The following is an 18,029-nucleotide window of genomic DNA, read 5'->3' as shown; positions in this document are numbered from 1 at the left end:
TTGTGTTTCAATGGGGCTGTTCGTCCGACATGTCTGGAGATCTCCCATGCAGCCAATCGTCTTCCTGCACGGCATCCGGGTCAGCGCGACCATGTGGGACCCCGTTATCGACCACCTCGACCGCCCCGCGAAGGCCGTTGACCTGCCGGGCCACGGCACCCGCGCGGGAGAGCCGTTCTCCATGGACGACGCGGTCTCCGCGGTGTCCGCCGCGATCGACGCACTCGGCGGCAGAGCCGTCGTGGCGGGCCTGTCCCTGGGCGGCTACGTCGGCATGGCGACCGCCGAGCGCTTCCCCGACAAGGTCGCGGGCCTGGTGGCCATGGGCTGCACGTCCCGCAGCCAGTCGATGCTCGGGGTCTACCGGTTCGCCGCCAGGCTCGCCGCGAGGAACCCCGCCCGGGCCAACCGGATCAGCGAGTACGGCTTCCGCCGCTTCCTGCCCGCCCCCTCAGCCGCCGCGATGGTCGCCGGGGGGCTGTCGTGCGAGGTGCTGCCCCAGGTGGTCGAGGCCGTCGCCGCGCACGATCAGCTCACCGCACTGGCCGCATACCCCGGCCGTGTGTGGCTGGTGAACGGCTCCCGCGACCCGTTCAGGGCCGACGAGCGCGACTTCCTGCGTGCCTGCCGGAACGGCAGGCTCATCCTGATCCCCGGGCGTGGCCACCTGGGTGTACTGGCGGCTCCAGGCTCCCTGGCCCGCCTCGTCGACGACCTGTGCTCCCAGGTCGAGCCGTGCTCTCCGGTGGGTCCGGGCGGCTGGTCCGAGCCGGGTTGTGCCTCCGGCCCGGATGGTTTCCCGGGCTGAGCCGATCCCTCAGGCCGTGCGTCCGTTTCCGGATCGGGCGTCTGGCCTCTCTGGCCGTGCGTCGGGTTTCCCGGATTGAGGGCCTGGCCTCTCTGGTCGTGTGTTCGGTTTCTCAGATGGACGTCCGGTCTCTCAGGCTGTGTGTTTGGTTTCCCGGTTGAGGGTTCGGTTTCAGATGGACGTCCGGTCTCTCAGGCGGAGCCTGATCTCTCAGACCGAGCGTCCGGCGAGCGCCGTCGCGACCCCCAGGCCCAGGTAGACCACTCCGCTGAGGCGCCCGACCGTGTTCGAACGGCCACGCAGCCTGGAGCCGAGCATTCCCGCCCCCAGTGCGTAGACCATGTCCGAGACCATGCCGAGAAGCAGGAGGGTGACACCCAGGACCACGACCTGCAACGGGACCGACCCCGCCTCGGGGTGCACGAACTGTGGAAGGAAGGCCAGGAAGAACAGGATCACCTTGGGATTGAGCAGGTTGACCACCATGCCCTCCAGGAAGATCGCGCGAAGCGGCTGGGGCCGGGTCTCGTAGGAGGCCTCCTCGTGCCTGCGGACCAACGCCCTGAGCCCGAGATAGGCCAGGTAGGCCACCCCGGCCCACTTGATCACGTTGAAGAGCGTTGCGGACCTGGCGATCACATAGGACAGTCCCGCGGCCGCGGCGGCGATGTGCACCAGCGTGCCCGTCCCGACGCCGAACACGCTCGCGATCCCGCCGGACCTGCCCTGGGCGATGCTCCGGGCGGCGATGTACAGGTGGTTCGGCCCCGGAATCAGGACGAGCGCCGAGGATGCGACCACGAAGACCAGGAACGTGGACATCGAGACCATGCCCCAACCATAAGAGCGTTTCGGTCCTATGGAACGGGCCATCAACTTTGTCGACGCACGGTGGCATACTCACCAGGTGGGACAGAGAGCTTCGAACGGTGTTCTGGGCGCCACTTCGGGCACCGCTTCGAGCGGAGTCCTGATCGGACGGTCGTCCGAGCTGGGCAGGCTCGCCGCGCTGCTCCGCGCGGCCTCCGAGGGCCTCGCGGGTGTCGCCCTGGTCGGCGGTGACGCGGGCATCGGCAAGACACGTCTCGTCACGGAGCTCGCCGAGCAGGCCAGACGGGACGGCTTCGCCGTACTGGTCGGTCAGTGCGCCGAACTGGGTGACGCGCTGCCGTACCTCCCGCTGGCCGACGCCCTGCGCGGCGCCCCAGCCGAGCTGCGTGCGGAGATCGACGCCCGTCCCGTCCTGGGGAGGCTGCTGCCGGGAGGCACCGACCCGGGCACCGAGAGCGCCTCCGGCCTCACCCAGCAGCGGCTGTTCGGGTCGATGCTCGGCTTCCTGGCCGTACGGCCCATGCTGCTGGTGCTCGAAGACCTGCACTGGGCCGACCGTTCGACCCGTGACCTGCTGGTCTTCCTCAGCCGGATGCTGCAGACCGAACGTGTGCTGCTGGTCGGCACCTACCGGACCGACGACCTGCATCGACGCCACCCACTGCGCCGGGTCCTCGCCGAGCTCAGACTCCTGCCCTCGGTGACCTCCGTCGAACTGACCCCGCTCGACCAGGCCGAGATGGCCGACTATCTCGCGGCCCTCGGCGGCACCGACGCCCGGGTCATGGACGAGGTCGCCGAACGAGCCGAGGGCAACCCGTTCTACGGCGCCGAGCTGCTCGAAGCCGTGACCGAGGGCTCCTCGATGACCGACGACCTCGCGGGCCTGTTGCTGTCCAGGGCCGAAGTGCTCTCCGACGAGGCCCAGCGGGTGCTGCGCGGCGCCGCCGTCGCGGGAAGGCGGGTCGACCACGACCTCCTCCAGGAGGCCTCCGGCCTGCCTGACCTGGCCTTCGACGAGGCCATGCGGGAGATCGTCTCGCGTGGGCTGCTCCGCCCCGACGGAGAGTACGGCTACGCCTTCCGGCACGCCCTGCTCCAGGAGGCCGTCTACACCGACCTGCTGACCGGTGAGCGGATCAGACTGCACTCCGAGTTCGCCCGCCTGCTCACGGCCCGTCAGGGAGCGGCGGCCGAACTCGCCTACCACTACCTCGCGGGCCACGACCTCGCCGAAGGCCTGTCCGCGTCGGTGGAGGCGGGACGCAGGGCCGAACGTCTGGGCGCCCCCGCGGAGGCCCACCGCCACTTCGAGCAGGCGCTCAGCCTGTGGGACCGCGTCCCGGACGCCGAACAGCGCGCCGGGACCGATCGCGTACGGCTCACACTGCGCACCGCCGCCGTCGCGGCCGACATGGGCGACAACCACCGGGCCATAGCCCAGTTGCGTTCTCTCACCCCCTCGGCGGAGATCTACGAGCGGCTCGCCTACTACCTCTACGACTCCGACGACGTCGAGGGCGCGGTCGCCGCCGCCAGGGCGGCCGTCGATGCGGCACCTCCGGACAGCCCTGACCTGGCCAGGGCACTGGCCACGCTCTCCCGCACACTCGCCTGGCCACCACGACCGGCCGAGGTCAAGGTGCTGGCCGAACGCGCGCTCGGGGTGGCCAGGGCCACCGGGACGAGCGACGCCGAGAAGGGAGCGATCCTCGTTCTCGCCCTCTGCGCCGAATACGAGGGGGACGTCGAAGAAGCCGAGAAGCTGCTCGACTCCGTCGTCCTGCGAGACTCCGGCGACCTGGCCATGGACCTGCGCGCCCTGTTCCACCACGCCCGGACGCGATACGAGCGCGGATTCATGGCGAGTGCGGCCGAGACAGCCGAGCGTGGTGTACGGCTGGCCGAACGCACCGGACTGTCGTGGAGCACCTACGGCACCGACCTGCGGTTCCTGTGGCTGCTCGTCCACTACTCGTCAGGAGAGTGGACCCGCGCCGCGGAGATGGCCGCCGGGTTCGGCGCCAGGGTCGGCAGGGTCGCCGAAGCCGTGTTGTCCTCCTTCGCGTTGTTCGTGGAGGTCGCCTCAGGGGCGCCTCAGGTTGAGCAGCGTCTCGCCTGGCTCAGGCCGTTCTGGTCCGACCCCCTTGTCGCTTACATGTCACGCGGCCTGGCCGCCGAGCACGCCCTCTGGCAGGGCGACCCCGAACTCGCCCTGGAGCATGCCACCGCTGTGCTGGACACGATCTACCCCGCTGACCTCGGGGTGATCCGTATCAGCGCCGTCGCGCTGTGGGCACTGGCCGACCTTGGCCGCACCGAAGGGGCCGACGAACTGCTCGCCCGCGCCCGTGGTGCGGTCAGGGCAGGGATGGGCACCGAGGGACACGGATGGATGGCACGCGCCGAGGCCGAGTGGCACCGCGCGAACGGCCGTTTCGACGTCCAGGCCTGGCGTCGGGTCGTCGAGATCTTCGACCCCGCCTTTGTCTACGAGACCGCACGCGCGCGGTGGCGGCTGGCCGAGGCGTTGCTTGCCTCAGGAGATCGCGCCGCCGCGCTTGAGGAGTGGCGACTCGCTGTCGAGACCGCCGACTCCCTGGGTGCCAAACCTCTGGCCAAGGCTCTGGCCGAACTGGGACAACGCGCCAGGTTCGTCACCGCCCAGCAGAGCCTGCTCACCAGCCGCGAACAGGAGGTGCTGGCCCTGGTCGCCGAGGGCCTGCCCAACCGCGAGATCGGCGAACGGCTGTTCATCGCCCAGAAGACCGTGAGTGTGCACGTCTCCAACATTCTTGGCAAACTCGGTGTCTCCTCTCGAACGCATGCCGCCGCTCTCGCGCGTAAGCGGGGCCTTCTCTGAGATCTGTCCTTGGTTTTCCTTTAGTGATATCACCCGGCGGGAACAGGGATTCGAGGGTTTTGATGGGCTTCGATAGGTGGGCCCGCCTTTGTTGTGAACCTGTCTTGTTGTAGACACGGCGCAGGACTCAGTGGCGACTCGCACTCAGCAGGGTAGGCGGGCCGTTTCACCACGTGGCGGGATTAGGTCCCGGCGTAGGGGCCGGAGGTGATCGTGACCTGGGCTGATCCGCCGTCTCCCTGGCCTGTGCGGTCGCCGGCCAGGATGCTCCAGCCCAGCGCCGGGGAGATCTCGTGTCGGGTCCCGTCGGAGCCGGTGTAGCCGCCGTCCGCGTGTGCGGCGGGAATCGTCGTCAGCGGTCCTGTGGGAACGGCGATCGCGGTGACAAGAAGAGCACGCCAGAACCGGATATCGCGGTGATTCCCGGAGCTCATGTGCGACTTCTTCATTTCATTGAAAGGGAACGTTCTCATCCGGGAGGCGTTCCGCCCGGAGAATACGCCATGGATGGAGTGGGTCAAGAGAGCCCGTGGCGTCTTCGAGTCTTTTCCTGAGGTGTTCGCTTACTTGGATTCGGCGCCGAGGTTCCGGAACGCGGAGGTTTCAAAGGAGCGGCATCGAGGTTTTCGAGTTCGACGCCGAAGATGATCTTCGTTCGGGAGGCCGAGGCTTCTGAGTGAACGGCGGGTTCTTGGGGCGTTCCCGGGCAGGCGTCTGTCTGGAGTCCGGAGGCATGTGATCTTGCTCGGCGTGCTGGGCGGCCGTTATCGGTCGTGCCGCCCGGCTGGGACGGCCACGACAGGCAGGCTTGTGCCGTTCGGGGGAGCGGGTTCAGCCGTTGTGGGCGGCCAGGGCCAGGTCGCGGACGACCTGAATGAGCTCGGACGGGTCGAACGGCTTGGTGAGATAGGCGTCGACACCGATCCCCAGCCCACGCCGCTTGTCGTCCTCCTGCGCCCGTGCGGTGATCAGCACCACCTTGATGTGGCTCGTCTCCTCGTCGCCGCGCAGTCTTGTCGCCGTCATCCAGCCGTCGAGCCTGGGCATCATGACGTCGAGCGTGATGACATCGGGCCGCACGTCCAGCACCCGATCGAGGCAGTCCTGCCCATCGGAGGCCGTCTCGACCTGGAACCCCTCCAAGGTGAGATTGACCGCGATGAGCTGTCGGATGACCTCGTCGTCATCCACCACCAACACTTTTCCCAGAGGCTCGCCCACGGCCGTGAGGCTAACTCCTCGAAGAGGTGTCCCGCGCGGTTTTCGATGGATGTGTACACAGAGCTGTTCATGGGCGACAGGTTCCCGCAGGCGGGGACCGGCCAGGAAGACGTTTTTCGTCAGGTTTCCCACCTCCAGGATGGCTGTCACCGTCGTGCGCTCCACGGATGGCGTCGATCATCGGGGCTCTCCCTCGGGTGGTCGTTCGGGGCGCTGCGCCGTACGGGGCGTCGGAGAACATCTTCAGCCCGGAGGCGCGCGGAAGCGGTTACCGAACGCGGTTCTGTGGATAACTTGAGTTATCCACAGAACCGCGTTCGGCCGCTTGGCGACCCCGCCGTTTCTTTGATCCTGGGCCTCGACCGTTCACCGACCCCAGGAGGCCACACATGATCACGACCCTTGTCACCGTCACCGTTCTTGTGGCTGCACTCGTGGTCACCCCCCGGATATCCGTGACCCGACCCTGTCGTGAGGCCGCCGACAGCTGGACGAGGCGGCTCATCATGGGCGGTCCGCCAGGCCTCCTTGAGGGCCTGTCCGGGGGCGAACAGGACGCCTGCCATGCGGAGACGGCCGGAGCCGTGCCTTCACCAGGGGCGGCCGCCTTGACACCGGAGCCCGCTACGAGCCGCGACACCCCGCAGGAGGCTTCCGCAGGGCCAGCCAGGTCCGATACGTCCATCCGCGGGCAGGCCGCTCACCCCATGGCCCCCGTGAAAGCGAATCCTCCGTCCACGGATCCCGGACCTCACGCCTGGAGTCCGGTCGGCTCCCCGCCTGCTCCACCTTCCCTGAGGGCTTCGGACGGGCTCGCTGGCGCCGACGAGACGAGCGACGCCGCAGTAAAGGGCGGTCAGGTCGGCGACAGGACAGGTCACCATGCCGACGAGAACGACATGGCCAGGGGAGACGGTGAGATCGCCGAGATGGCGAGCCCGGAGCCAAGCGGTCCTGAACCGCGCGGATCCGGGACGACCACAGGTCGTAGCGAGGCGGCCGGCAGGATCGCCTTGCGATGGTCGAGCCGTTTATCCCCGGTGAGGACGGCTGTCGCGTTGTCCCCTGGCCGGATGGCCGTGACCGCGGCCTTACGCCAGATCGGCAGGCCCTACGTCTGGGGAGGTGGTTCGAGCACAGGGCCGACCCACGGCGGCTTCGACTGCTCGGGGCTCACCTTGCACGCCTGGGCGAGGGCGGGGGTCCGGCTCACCCACTACACCGGCAGTCAGTTCAGGCAGGGCCGGAGGGTGCCGTTCTCCCGCCTTCGCCCCGGAGACCTGGTCTTCTTCGGGGGAGGCAGTGGAGATCCCGCCCATGTGGGGCTCTATGTCGGTGGTGGCCGCATGATTCACGCCCCACGACGTGGTGACGTCGTCAAGACAACGAGCTTCGCCACCTCGCCCTACTACCGTGCCCGTTACCGGGGCGCCGTTCGCCCCGCAGGCTGACCTCACCCCAGAGCGATCTTCTCCCCGGCCTGTCCGATCTCCACCCCGGTCCCAAGCCGCCCACCCAGGGCTTCCCGCCTGTCTGCCCTCTAGATCACCCGCTTCGGGTTTCGAGTGTCGGTTCCCTCCAGGATGCTGGTAGCCTATTCACTCGTTGGCCCCCTTAGCTCAGGGGATAGAGCACCGGCCTCCGGAGCCGGGAGCGCAAGTTCGAATCTTGCAGGGGGCACCAGCGATCTACCAGGGGAAACCCTCAACGACCTGCGGCGACGCAGGTCGTTTCGCTTTTCGGGGTGTGCCGCCCGGTGCGGCCGGATCCGGCCGTGTGCCACTGGTCGCGTACCAGGGGCGTACCGATCTTGTGAGCGGTCATTCGGGTCGCCTGGTCATCGGATCGTTACGGTATGAGCACAAGATGCGATCTGCCTGACGATCGGTGCTTGACGCCTTCAGCATGGGCTTATGGATTGGCAAAAATTCTCTCTGGCGCTCATTGGTCATATCCTATCTTGGCCCGGTTTGGTACTGATCATCATCTTTGTCTTTCGTAAGGCGATCACCGGTCTGTTGGGGCGAGTAAGTAGTTATGAAGGACTCGGGCAAGTTGTGACTTTCGGCGATAAATTAGCGAAGGTTGAGAACGAAGTCGATGTCCTTGCTGTTGACCTTCCGGCCGAAGAGGAAATTTCAGATACGCCTGAGGATACCTCCGCGTCTGATTGGTTAGGAGGGCCTAAGCGAGGAATCCTTCCGCCTCATCCTCTTTCGCTCTATGGAGGGCCTGGGAGTGTTATTCAGGGATGGAATGCGGTAGAGGATGCGCTTGGCCGTTTGGCTTCTGCGGTAAACGTCGAGTCTCGCGGTGAGCGTGTATCGACGGCCTCGGACTTCTTGAGGAGGAGATCTCCTGGAGAGATTGTCGGACTGCTTACGGCAAAGGGGGTTATCCCGAACTTGCTTGGGTCTGTTTTGGATGACCTAAGAATGCTTCGTAATAGAGTTGCCCATGGGAGGTATACGCCTACTGATGGGGAGGCAATCACATATTTTCAGAGGTCGGCAGAAGTGGCTGACGTTATTAATCGCCTTGCTGATATAGCCGAAGGGAAGATTGGAGAGGGTGGGGGTTGATTTATTTGTATTAGGCTCCTTTGCTTTCTTGTCCTTTCAGGGCGTGCTCAACCATGCTGTGCCAGACGTGGTCATGGCCGTCTACGCACTTGGCGTAGATCTTGAGGAGGACTTCCACGCTGTGGCCTGCCCACTCGGCTACCTGGGTTGCTGGGATTCCGGCGTTGAGTTGTAGGGACACACCCGCGTGCCGCAGGTCGTAGGGCCGTCGTGCCAGCTCGCTTTCGACCTGGGTGGGGGTGAGCGCCAGGTGGCGCGCAGCCTTCCAGGTTCGAGCGTAGGCCGACGCTTGGAGCACGCCTCCGCGCTCGGTGCGGAATAGACGCCCGTCGGGGGCCGTGCCGTACCGGGCAATGTGCCGGCGCAGGATCGTCACCAGCTCGGGCGGGATCGGCACCGGGCGCTTAGCCTTCCGAGGACGACCTTTCAGCCCACGGGCTTCCTGAACCTGGCCATCATCCGTCCACTCGGTGCCCACGGTGGGGCGGGAGTTACCGAGCATGAGCCGTCCCCAGCCCTGCTCGGGAAGGTCGCAGTCCTGCTCTCGCAGGGCGATGACCTCGCCGGGGCGCATCATCGCGTAGTACATGCAGGCGTAGAACGCGACGAGCCGGGGGCCGCGTCGCCATCCGGAGTAGCTGACGGCGGTCAGCAGTTCGCGGACTTGAACAGGGGAGGCAACGACGGCAGGGTCTATCTCTTCGCAGACGGTCTCCGGCGCCTTCCAGTCGAGCCCGACGAGCGGGTGTTCCCGTAGGCGCTTCTTGGTCACCGCGTACTTGAGCACGTTGTAGAGCACTCGCCGACGACGACTGAAGTAACCAGGCGCTGCGGCCTTGCCGTCGAGCTTGGTCGCGCAGCACTCCAGCGCGGACGTGACGGTGTCGTACTCGGCGAGGTCGGCCAGAGGAACCGATACCTTGGTGATCCACTTGAGAGCGGCGGCCACCTCGGGCGGCTTCTCTCCCTCTCGGCGCTGCTTGTTGAACGCCCAGCGGTAGAGCGCGGTCCGTAGGACGGCAGGGTCCGGCGCCCCGCGCTTGTCCCGCACAAGCACGGGAGTAACTGCAGTAAGGGTCTCGGCGATCGAAATCCGCTGCTTACCGGACACCTTGTCCCAGCGAGAATCGACGTACTCACAGGCGTGCTCAAACCACGTCACGCCGTTCTTGGATCGCGTCATGGACTCGGGAAGGCCGGTCTCGGTGTCGAACGCCTCACCGCGGCGTGCTGCCTGCATGAGTTCCGAGCGGAAGCTGTCGGCGAGGGCCATCGTGGTGAAGTGGTGGGGGAAGACTGTGCCGTCCACGATCCAGCGGACAAGGTACGGCGCGGCACCGGCTTTCTTCTTGGAGATCTTCCAGAAGCGGACGTCATAGGTCTTCATCGGCCGTTGGTTCCTTCGCCCTCGGCAAGGGAGTCGAGCCATGTCTCGTAGTCGCGCAGCTTGATTCGCAGCTCTCCATTGGGCAGGCGGGTGCATTCCGGTGTCTTGCCGAGAGCGCGCCAGTGCTGCCAGGTCCGGCGGTGAATCTTGAGATCGGCGAGGATCTCGGGGACGGTCATCCAGGCGCCGCGCTGTTCGGCGGCCTCCTGAAGGTGGATGACGGTCATGATGGGTGTGCCTCCTTAGTGAGGTGCGGCCCCGACGCTGCTTTGGTCGGTAGGAGTCGGGGCCGCTCGGCGATGGACGGGCGGTGCTGGGCTAACAGCGGGCCAAAGGGGCGGGTAGCCGTCTACGGCCCTTTCGGTGGGACTCGTGAGCGGGCTGCTAGGTGCTAGATGATCGGGTTAGGTCGCCGGGCGGGAGTTAGGTTTCTAACTTGGGCTCTCGCGATGGCTTCGGTGCCGTTGAGCTGGGCGAAGTTAGGAAGTTAGGCCAGCTGGCGTCTCCCTTCGAGCGCTCGTGGAGGGCCCGGTGAAGCCGGGTCGCCGAGTGGATAGAGGGGCTAACTCCCTGGGCTGTCTCGTCGGGTCAGGCGGTTCGTCGTCGGGTCAGGGCGGCGGCCAGGCGACGGCTCTGGCGGTCGGTGGGTCGGGGGTTGGCGAAGTCCTCGCGGCGTCCGTCCCATCGGCGCCGTTCCAGCTCGTCGATCGGCGAGGTGCGGGCCAGCTGGCGGACGTGGGCGGCCAGGCGTGTCCAGTGGCCGGCCATTTCGTGGTGGGCGTGGCCGTAGCCGATCTGCCAGCCGGTTCGGTGGCCGTCGCGGTAGCCCTGGGCGTAGGCGTCCTGTTCGCGGCGGTGCTGGCTGTCGAGGTCGCCGACGAGAGCGGCCAGCCGGGCACCGAGAGAGGCAGCGGGGCCGGGGGCGGGAGTGCCGGGGGTGGGTGTGGGGTGGGTCATGGTGTCACCGCCTGTGCTGGGCAGGGAGGGGGATGGGGTGGCCCAGGCCGGTGCGGCGGGCGCAGCGTTGGCACAGGCCGTAGGCCAGCAGGATCGGCCCGGTCTGGGCCATGCCCGGGTAGATCGGCGAGCAGGGACGGCGGCACCGGTCACAGGTGCTGTCCTCGGCGCCGTCGGGGTGCAGGGCGCTGACGCAGGCGGTGCAGGTGAGGTGACCGGGTGCCCAGGCGGCGGTGTGGATGACCCGGGGTGAGGCGCCGATGTGGGGGCACAGGCGGGCGGTCCCGGTGGTGAGGGCGGTGATCAGGGTGATGATCTGGGCGTGCAGCCATGGGTGGTGGTTGATGGTGCGGACCTTGACGCCGGTGTGCTGGGCGATGCGGTCCTGGTGGCGGGCGGCGTCGGTGGTGGCGGCGTTGAGCTGGTCGGCCAGAGCCGTGTAAGCGGCGGTTGTCATGAGAGGGATCTCCTGATCAAGGTCTGACGCTGGGTCGTGTTCGTGAGGCGGTGGCGGTGCGCCGAAGGGAGCGAAGGGAGCGAAGAGCGCGAAGGGAGCGGGGGCACAGGAAGCCGCTCCCTTGCGCTCCCTTCGCAGGTGCGGGGAGCGGAGGTGCTGGGCGAAGGGAGCACCAAGGGGGTGGCCTCCCTAAGGCCCGCTCCCTTCGCTCCCTTCGCTCCCTTCGGCGGAGCCAGGGGCGTGCAGCGCCCAGACCCACCCGCCGCCGAAGTCGGACTTGCGGGAGACGGTGCGGGCTTTGGTCTTGGCGCGTTTGAGCTGGTCCTTGGAGAACCCGGCGGCGTCGCCTTCCTTGAACACCTCGCGGGAGGACGCCTCCCGGTTGGGCTGGCCGGACAGGTAGGCGCTCAACCAGGCGGCGGCCTCGTTGTTCTCGGCGCGGTCGCCGGGGTCTCTGCCAGCCTCGGCGAGGATGTCGTCCACGCTGCGGTCGGACTCGCCGGTGAAGTCCAGCATCCCCACCATCGCCGGGGCGTTCTCGTCGTCGGTGGGGACCTCTGCGGTGCGCACGACGTAGCGCAGTGAGGGCACGTCCAGTCGTCCGAGGTTGTTCTTGGCCTGGGACAGGACGCAGGAGCCGTCGTCGGCCTGCGGGTCGCGGGCGATGGCCAGCACCGCCCGCGCCACAGCGGAGAACGCCCGCGACCCGGTGATCAGATTCAGGGCGTCGGAGCTGGCGGACTTGTTGAAGTGGGCCAGGCCGACCACGGCGCATCCGGTCTGGTCGGCCAATCTGACGAGGGGTTCCAGGGCGGTGCGCAGGTCGCGGTCCTGGTGGGTGTTGATGGTCGAGCTGATCAGCGACAGCAGCGGGTCGGCGGCCAGAAGCACCACCCCCATCTCCGCGATGACCTGCGCGAGTTCGTCGCAGTCGCGGGGCAGGGTGAGCTGGTCCAGCCCGCCGGGCCGTTCCACCTCAACCTGGAAGACCTTCTCCATGTCGGCCCCGGCGGCCAGCAACCTCGGCGCGATGGTCTGCGCCCACGAATCCTCGGTCGCGGCGTAGATGACCGGCCGTGGTGTGCCGTAATGGATGCCGGGCAACTCGCCCCGGGTCAGACGGGCGGTCAGCCAGATCAGGGTCAGCGACTTGCCGATCCCCTCCCGCCCCGGGATGACGGTCAGCGCCCCGGCGGGCACCCGCTCATCCCACAGCCAGTGCACCGCACGGATACGGACCGAGGAGGCGGGGGTGAGGCGGATACGCCGTCCCGGCACCGGCCCGGCGGGGCCGAAGTCGCCGGGGGCGAGGTCGAAGCCGGGGCCGGGGCCGGTCGGGAAAGGGACGTCAGGTGTCTGCTGGGTCAGGGTGGTGAAGGTGCGGTCTGCCGTGAGCGTGGGCGGGTGCCCGTTGGCGGACCCGTTCAGATGGGACACAAGCACGGTCCTCCTGTGCGGTCGGACCACCCCCGCTGGGGCGGGCGGTCCGTACGGACGAACAAAGGGAGGTCGAACACGGGGCCGGTACCGACCGGTTGAGGTTGAGCCGGGGGTGTACCGGGGTGTGCTGGGCCGGGTATAGGGCGAACAGGCGGCCCCGGCGGGGTGCTGGCGAATCGGACAGTAAGGGTCAGTAGGGGGCAGTAGGGCGGCGGGTTTCAGCGCCGGGTGGTGGTCCAGCCGAGCAGCAGCAGCGCGGGGAGCACGGCCAGGGCCACGGCGAGCGGCCCCGGTCGGTGCCGTCGCGGGGAGTCCTCCACGCCCTCCTCCATGACTCCTCCACCCCTCCTCCATCGCAGGTCAACCAGGGGGCGGGGCAGCAGGGCGGCGGCGCGGTGGCGCAGGCCGGGGCGGAAGCCGCGCGAGCGCAGGAACTCGGCCGGGGCCTGGTGGCCCTTGGCGATGTTGCAGGGCTCGCAGGCCAGTACCAGGTTCGCGCGCACCCAGGTTCCGCCGTAGTAGACGGGCACCAGGTGATCGAGGGTCGCCTCCCGGTCCGGGCGGTGGAAGCGGCGGGCGCAGTAGAAGCAGCGTGATCCGTCGCGTTCGGCCAGCTGGCGGCGCAGCTGCTGACGGCGGCGCGCGTTGGGCTTGTCCGCGCTCACCGCGCCGCTCCCGTCTGGCCGGTCCGGTAGGCGGCGCGGGTGGCGTGGCGGTGCGCGGCCCGCCGGTACAGCGTGCCCGGCTCCTTGCGCACCGGCGTCGTTGCCTGGTCGTCCGGGGGGTTGGGGCCGTTGCGCAGGGCGTCGAGGGTGCGGGCAAGTTGGGTGGTCTCGCTGACCAGCCATTCCAGGCGGCGGCGCATCACCTCAAGGTCCCGTTCGATCGCCACCGAGACGGCTCGCTGCCCGGCGGGGGCGTCGGCCAGCGTGCCCGGGGCGCTGATTCCGGCGTCCTTGCCGGTCAGGCGCCTGCCCAGTGCCTGGCTGAGGGTGATGACGATGAGATCGGCCGTCTCGGCGCGCGGGGCCACGCCGTGCATCCACCGGCTGACGGAGGTGTGGTCGCAGGCGATCGGCCAGCCGATCCGCTCGGAGGTCTGCCGCAACGCGCGGGCGAAGGACTTGCGGGAGAATCCGGCCTCCCGCAGCAGGGCGGCCAGCCGCAGGTTCACGTCCTGCGGGCGCGGTGCGGGGGAGGTGGTCATCAGGCCACCGCCGTACCGGTCAGAGAGGGGGCGGGGGCGACCCTGCCGCGCCGGATGAGCCTGTACGCCAGGGCGCGCGCGGTGTCCTCGCGACGGAGGTCGGGCCACAGACCGGCCTCGTCGGCGCTGTGGTCGCCGGGGGTGATGTTCTGCTTGTAGTCCTGGAAGGCATACCACTTCACCGACCCCCGTCCGCCCAGGCGGGCGGTCCCCTGCTCGACCCACGCGGCCAGCCGCTCCACGGGGATGGCGTGTGCGCCGGTCGGCATGTCGGAGGCGTAGAGGGCGACGGCGAGTTCGGTGTAGGTCATCTCGACGCGCGGGGTCATCGGGTCACCGCCGTACCGGTGAGGGCGGGCTGGGCCTGGGTGCGCTGGGCCGGGATGGTCGGGGCGACCATGCGGCGGCACCAGTTGTAGAAGCCGGTGCTCTGGGGGTAGCCCTGTTCCTGGTCGAGGGTGGTGAGCGCGGCCTCGCGGACTGCCTGGAGAACCACGTCGGTGAGGATCTGCCCGGCGATGCGCGGGCCGTCCGCCGGGGTGATGCGCGGGTCGTTCTCCCGCATGCCGATGCTGAAAGCGGCCAGCACGGAGGCGGCCTCCTCCTGCGTCAGCTCCAACCGCAGGGTCACCGGCACCCGGGCCGCGTCGGCGGGGTAGGCGCCGTGCACGGGGGCGGACTCGAACTCGCTCGGGGTAGCGTGGACGTACATCGAGAGGTCTCCTAGCTGATCGATGTTTGGCCCTGGTGGGATGCAGCCCGCCAGGGCCGTTTGCTGTCCCAGCGCTCCAGAAGAGACGCCGTCTTCCTGATGCACATAGTGCACATAGTTTTGATGGGCGTCAACACCTTGCCTGTCATCTGGCTGACGGTGTGTTGTACTAAGTGCGTCAAGACCGCTGACGCCGGTAGGGAGGATGCGCGACCATGACTGCCATGTCTGGAACACCCGCCTATGTGCGGATTGCCGATGACCTTCGAGACAAGATCCGAAGAGGCGAGTTGGTCGATGGGGCGCAGCTTCCCTCCATGTCCCAGCTCCGCGACACGTACGGAGTCTCCAGCACCGTCATTCGCAGCGTGCTCGCGGAACTCCGCAATGCAGGGCTCGTGGTGGGGCAGCAAGGGAAGGGGGTCTTCGTCCGATCTGGCGCGGCTGACCGCGCCACGGCCCCGCCGGATCCGAGTGCTCTGCTTCGGCGGCTGGACGAGCTGACGGAGACCGTACGGGCCATGGACTCCCGTCTGCGCATCCTTGAACAAGCTGGCGTGAAAAGCTCCAGCGACTCCTGACCGGACCTTGCCTTGAAGGCTTCCTGTCTCCCTCATGCCAGCCATGACACCCGGTGGCCGAGGGTTGCCGGGAGGGTGATCGACGATCACCCCTCATTCACTCACTTTCACTCAACTATGCGAGAGGCTGTGAGTCGTGGACCACGTCAAAGATGACGAGCTACGTCAGCAGGCCGCAAACGCCCTAATTGCCGAGTTGAGGCACTGGCGCGAGGTATCGGACGTCTCGCAAAAAGCATTGGCTCGCCTCGTTCGCTATACGCCCTCCTACGTCAGCAAAGTCGAGAGCGGAACACTGGTTCCAAGCCGTGAGTTCATAGAGAGCGCTGACGAGCACCTTCGCGCGGGCGGAGCCCTGTTACGCAGATGGAAGGCGCTACGCGATGCAGGTGGAGAATCTCGCACTGACAAGGGTTCAGCATCTCCGCTCGTGGATGATCCTCAATCCGCTCCGAGTAACGCCCTTCTGGTGGAGCACGAAAGGGCGGAACTCATCTTCCGCGGCGGTATGTTCAAGACTCGAATCCGCAGGCATCTGCGGAATGTTGGGTCTGAGCCTGTCACCCAATATCTCATTCGAATCGCCGTGGACCGACACCCAGGAGATCCAGAGCGATCGAATCAGCTGTACCGCGAATTCCCTCTGACGTGGGAAGAGCTCGGCCTCGTTGCTGTTTGCCAGGATGAATCCATGGCGTGGCGTGTCAAGCACGACCGGGACGCCTTCAAAGAGGTATGGCTTCTATTCGAGAACGGCGACGGACGGTTCCCGCTCTACCCTGGGCAGAGCACATGGATCGAGTACGTCTACACGGTGAGTGCCGACAAGTGGGGGCCATGGTGGACGCGAGCGATCAGGCTTCCCACGAACCTTCTCAGCATGACACTCGACTTCCCTGCGGACATACAGCCATCGCTGTGGGGAATTGAAACGTCCATGACGGCAGAGGCTTCACCGTTCAAGACGCCTATAAGCCGAGCAGAGCGCGAGGGGAGAATCCTGTTCTCCTGGTCTACGGATTCTCCTCCTCTTCACGCTCGCTACAGGATCGAATGGAAGTTCAAGAATCCCGCTATCGGGAGAGAGGGCGAAATGGAAACCCTTGCGCCGAGCGAGCGGATGCGCTCACTGGGAATCGTTCAGGAGGGGGAGCCCATACTTGCGGAGATCGCAACGAGGTTCGACCTCCCAGGGGAAGCGGAAGATGCTCGGCGCGGGGTCGCCCAGCTCGTCGCGACGATGGAGCGAGTATCCCAGGTCCATACCTTCGCCAAGGGGATGGGCATCGCTGCCCCTCAGGTTGGAATTGGGAGATCGGTCGCCGTTGTACGTACTCCAGACGGTGCGACCATAACCCTGATCAACCCTCGGATAATCGACCAGTCGACCGAGACTGATGAGCAGTACGAAGGCTGCTTGAGCTTCTTCGATGTCCGGGGCATGGTGCCGCGTCCACTCCGCATCGAGGTTGAGCATCAGGGGATCGAGGGAGACACCCACATCACGGTGTTCGAGGGGCCGATAGCTCGACTCGTCTGCCACGAGATCGACCATCTCTTCGGACTGCTCTACCGGTCGCACATGCGGCCAGGGGTCGAACCGATACCCGTTTCCCAGTACAAGGGCACTGGCCGACCTTGGGCGAACCGTCAGGGGTAGGGCATTCCCGCAGCTGCACGGCTGGCAAGGGGGCGTATTGGGGTGACCAGCAAAACGCCGCTGGTACGGCTACCCCTTCAAACCGTGCAGCTGTTGAGACCGGTGGTGTTCACCGTGGCGTCTTGCGAGTGCCCTCCGAAGCGTTCACGCCGCTGCTGCCCGTGTTCAGGGCTTGGCGTTCACGGCGTTCGCGGGTCAGCGCCTCAGCCCGCTCACGGGCCTGCCGCTCCTGCTGTTCGCGCGTCTGGTGTTCACGTTCGGCGCGCTCGTGCTGTTCGCGTTCATGGCGCTCATGTTCAGCCCGTTCCTGCTGCTCACGGACCGTCCTCGCCCCATGGTCCCGCCGCCGTTCCAGCTTCGCGGCGTGTTCACGCACCCGGCGTTCGCGGCGCTGGTGAACACTCCGCCTCTCGGCTTCGGTGCACCGTTCACGCCCGATCCGATCGGGCGCCTTGGCGTCGGCCTGGCGGTGGGCGAGACCGGCCCCAGCGGTCACGATCAGCAGCAGCCTGGCGGTCGCGTGAACAGTGACCCCGGCAGGCTCCTGCTTGCTTCTCCGCGGAGTCGTCGAGGTTCAGCGCCGTCGTGAGGGTGGGCCAATGGGGCTCGGTGGGGCCGTGTTCGCGGGTGTGTGGGCCACACGTGTGGCCCACACACCCCACACACCCCCACACGTGTGGCCACACACCCGCCTGAGCAGGGAAAACAGCAGGGTGTGTGGGGGGTGTGCGGGGGCGTCGAACCCCCGGATTCCCCGCCCGGGAAGCCTGTGGCCCCCTCTTCGACGCCCCTGTGTGGCCCACACACCCCCAACCCGACCGGCCCCGGGAAGAAGGCGTCTCCCGGTTCGTCCCGCGATGTCGGCGGCGGCCTGACACCCTCTCTCCCAGGTGCCGGCCGTTCGGCAGCTGCGCCCGGTGAGACCTCCGCGTCAGGGGCGTGAGAGGGGTGTTGGACTCCCACGTGGGACCCCAACACCCCAACGCCCTCCCACGTGGGACTCCCACACCCCTGCTGAACAGCCCGAAAGCAGGGGTGTGGGAGGGGTGTTAGACCCCCGGGAGCCCCCTCTTTTCGCAGCCGTCGGGACCGGCACAGCCTTGCCTGGCCCCCTGTTGGACTCCCACACCCCGCCTGACGGCCCTCGTCGGCCAGGCCGGGGGTGTGACCCCCGTGACCCCCCGGGCGGAACAGGGGGTGAAAGGCCCTCAGGAGGGGGCGGCGGGGATGGGGGTGTGACCCGCACACCGGGTCACACCCTTCCTGTTCGTGCTGGTCAAGGGGGTCACAGGGGGGTCACACCGGGGTGTGCGGGTCACACCC

Annotated in this window: 19 protein-coding genes and 1 tRNA gene; 8 read left to right on the top strand and 12 right to left on the bottom strand. The window is 67.4% G+C overall.

All coding sequences use genetic code 11. The annotated features are described in order from the left end of the window. Positions 1 to 46 precede the first annotated feature (46 nt). Positions 47 to 808, top strand: a complete 762-nt coding sequence (locus tag ABZ463_RS02735) for an alpha/beta hydrolase (protein WP_362772257.1) — start codon at positions 47 to 49, stop codon at positions 806 to 808. Positions 809 to 1,018: 210 nt separating this feature from the next. Here the strand turns inward: ABZ463_RS02735 and ABZ463_RS02730 are convergent, their stop codons facing one another. Then, positions 1,019 to 1,639 (bottom strand): LysE family translocator, encoded by a 621-nt coding sequence (locus ABZ463_RS02730; RefSeq protein ID WP_352009764.1) that lies wholly within the window; start codon positions 1,637 to 1,639, stop codon positions 1,019 to 1,021. 76 nt (positions 1,640 to 1,715) lie between these two features. On the opposite strand from ABZ463_RS02730, the gene ABZ463_RS02725 reads away from it, so the two are divergent. Further along, the gene (locus tag ABZ463_RS02725) at positions 1,716 to 4,502 is read left to right on the top strand and encodes an AAA family ATPase (protein WP_362772255.1); all 2,787 of its coding nucleotides are present in this window, start codon (positions 1,716 to 1,718) and stop codon (positions 4,500 to 4,502) included. A gap of 182 nt (positions 4,503 to 4,684) precedes the next feature. On the opposite strand, the gene ABZ463_RS02720 is transcribed toward ABZ463_RS02725, so the two are convergent. Both ABZ463_RS02720 and ABZ463_RS02715 read right to left on the bottom strand, forming a co-directional pair. After that, positions 4,685 to 4,936 carry a hypothetical protein gene (locus ABZ463_RS02720; RefSeq protein WP_352009762.1) on the bottom strand — a complete coding sequence of 84 codons (252 nt, stop codon included), beginning with the start codon at positions 4,934 to 4,936 and terminating at the stop codon, positions 4,685 to 4,687. 397 nt (positions 4,937 to 5,333) lie between these two features. Further along, complete coding sequence (locus tag ABZ463_RS02715; protein ID WP_184713476.1) at positions 5,334 to 5,702, bottom strand: response regulator; 369 nt, start codon at positions 5,700 to 5,702, stop codon at positions 5,334 to 5,336. 1,094 nt (positions 5,703 to 6,796) lie between these two features. Between ABZ463_RS02715 and ABZ463_RS02710 the strand changes: the two genes are divergently transcribed. From ABZ463_RS02710 to ABZ463_RS02700, 3 genes are all read left to right on the top strand, one after another. Then, a complete protein-coding gene (locus ABZ463_RS02710) occupies positions 6,797 to 7,174 on the top strand; it encodes a C40 family peptidase (RefSeq protein WP_362772252.1) in 378 nt (125 codons plus the stop codon). Between the two features lie 157 nt (positions 7,175 to 7,331). Next, positions 7,332 to 7,406: transfer RNA gene (locus ABZ463_RS02705), tRNA-Arg, on the top strand. Positions 7,407 to 7,693: 287 nt separating this feature from the next. Further along, positions 7,694 to 8,305, top strand: a complete 612-nt coding sequence (locus tag ABZ463_RS02700) for a hypothetical protein (protein ID WP_362772250.1) — start codon at positions 7,694 to 7,696, stop codon at positions 8,303 to 8,305. A 10-nt stretch (positions 8,306 to 8,315) separates the two neighbouring features. On the opposite strand, the gene ABZ463_RS02695 is transcribed toward ABZ463_RS02700, so the two are convergent. The 9 genes from ABZ463_RS02695 to ABZ463_RS02655 all read right to left on the bottom strand — a co-directional run bounded on the left by ABZ463_RS02695 (position 8,316) and on the right by ABZ463_RS02655 (position 14,465). After that, positions 8,316 to 9,692, bottom strand: a complete 1,377-nt coding sequence (locus ABZ463_RS02695; protein ID WP_362772248.1) for a tyrosine-type recombinase/integrase — start codon at positions 9,690 to 9,692, stop codon at positions 8,316 to 8,318. Beyond that, positions 9,689 to 9,919 carry a hypothetical protein gene (locus tag ABZ463_RS02690; RefSeq protein WP_362772246.1) on the bottom strand — a complete coding sequence of 77 codons (231 nt, stop codon included), beginning with the start codon at positions 9,917 to 9,919 and terminating at the stop codon, positions 9,689 to 9,691. The genes ABZ463_RS02695 and ABZ463_RS02690 overlap by 4 nt, the downstream gene beginning before the upstream one ends. A 361-nt stretch (positions 9,920 to 10,280) precedes the next feature. Beyond that, on the bottom strand, positions 10,281 to 10,649 hold the full coding sequence (locus ABZ463_RS02685; protein WP_362772244.1) for a hypothetical protein: 369 nt from the start codon (positions 10,647 to 10,649) through the stop codon (positions 10,281 to 10,283). 4 nt (positions 10,650 to 10,653) lie between these two features. After that, the gene (locus ABZ463_RS02680; protein ID WP_362772242.1) at positions 10,654 to 11,106 is read right to left on the bottom strand and encodes a hypothetical protein; all 453 of its coding nucleotides are present in this window, start codon (positions 11,104 to 11,106) and stop codon (positions 10,654 to 10,656) included. 189 nt (positions 11,107 to 11,295) lie between these two features. Continuing rightward, positions 11,296 to 12,543, bottom strand: a complete 1,248-nt coding sequence (locus ABZ463_RS02675) for an AAA family ATPase (RefSeq protein WP_362772240.1) — start codon at positions 12,541 to 12,543, stop codon at positions 11,296 to 11,298. A gap of 221 nt (positions 12,544 to 12,764) precedes the next feature. Beyond that, a complete protein-coding gene (locus ABZ463_RS02670) occupies positions 12,765 to 13,211 on the bottom strand; it encodes an HNH endonuclease (protein ID WP_362772238.1) in 447 nt (148 codons plus the stop codon). Further along, positions 13,208 to 13,753 (bottom strand): hypothetical protein, encoded by a 546-nt coding sequence (locus ABZ463_RS02665; RefSeq protein WP_362772236.1) that lies wholly within the window; start codon positions 13,751 to 13,753, stop codon positions 13,208 to 13,210. The genes ABZ463_RS02670 and ABZ463_RS02665 overlap by 4 nt, the downstream gene beginning before the upstream one ends. Further along, the gene (locus ABZ463_RS02660) at positions 13,753 to 14,082 is read right to left on the bottom strand and encodes a hypothetical protein (RefSeq protein ID WP_362772234.1); all 330 of its coding nucleotides are present in this window, start codon (positions 14,080 to 14,082) and stop codon (positions 13,753 to 13,755) included. Before ABZ463_RS02660 ends, ABZ463_RS02665 begins: the two co-directional genes overlap by 1 nt. Beyond that, complete coding sequence (locus ABZ463_RS02655; protein WP_362772232.1) at positions 14,079 to 14,465, bottom strand: hypothetical protein; 387 nt, start codon at positions 14,463 to 14,465, stop codon at positions 14,079 to 14,081. Before ABZ463_RS02655 ends, ABZ463_RS02660 begins: the two co-directional genes overlap by 4 nt. A gap of 215 nt (positions 14,466 to 14,680) precedes the next feature. Between ABZ463_RS02655 and ABZ463_RS02650 the strand changes: the two genes are divergently transcribed. The 3 genes from ABZ463_RS02650 (at position 14,681) to ABZ463_RS02640 (ending at position 17,295) form a co-directional block, all read left to right on the top strand. Then, positions 14,681 to 15,046 carry a GntR family transcriptional regulator gene (locus ABZ463_RS02650; protein ID WP_362772230.1) on the top strand — a complete coding sequence of 122 codons (366 nt, stop codon included), beginning with the start codon at positions 14,681 to 14,683 and terminating at the stop codon, positions 15,044 to 15,046. A 136-nt stretch (positions 15,047 to 15,182) separates the two neighbouring features. Beyond that, positions 15,183 to 16,706, top strand: a complete 1,524-nt coding sequence (locus tag ABZ463_RS02645) for a peptide deformylase (RefSeq protein WP_362772228.1) — start codon at positions 15,183 to 15,185, stop codon at positions 16,704 to 16,706. Positions 16,707 to 16,878: 172 nt separating this feature from the next. Then, on the top strand, positions 16,879 to 17,295 hold the full coding sequence (locus ABZ463_RS02640; protein WP_362772226.1) for a hypothetical protein: 417 nt from the start codon (positions 16,879 to 16,881) through the stop codon (positions 17,293 to 17,295). Positions 17,296 to 18,029 lie beyond the last annotated feature (734 nt).

This window comes from Streptosporangium sp. NPDC020145 (assembly GCF_040631275.1).
Taxonomy (GTDB): Bacteria; Actinomycetota; Actinomycetes; order Streptosporangiales; family Streptosporangiaceae; genus Streptosporangium.
This window is presented reverse-complemented; position numbering and strand designations above follow the sequence as displayed.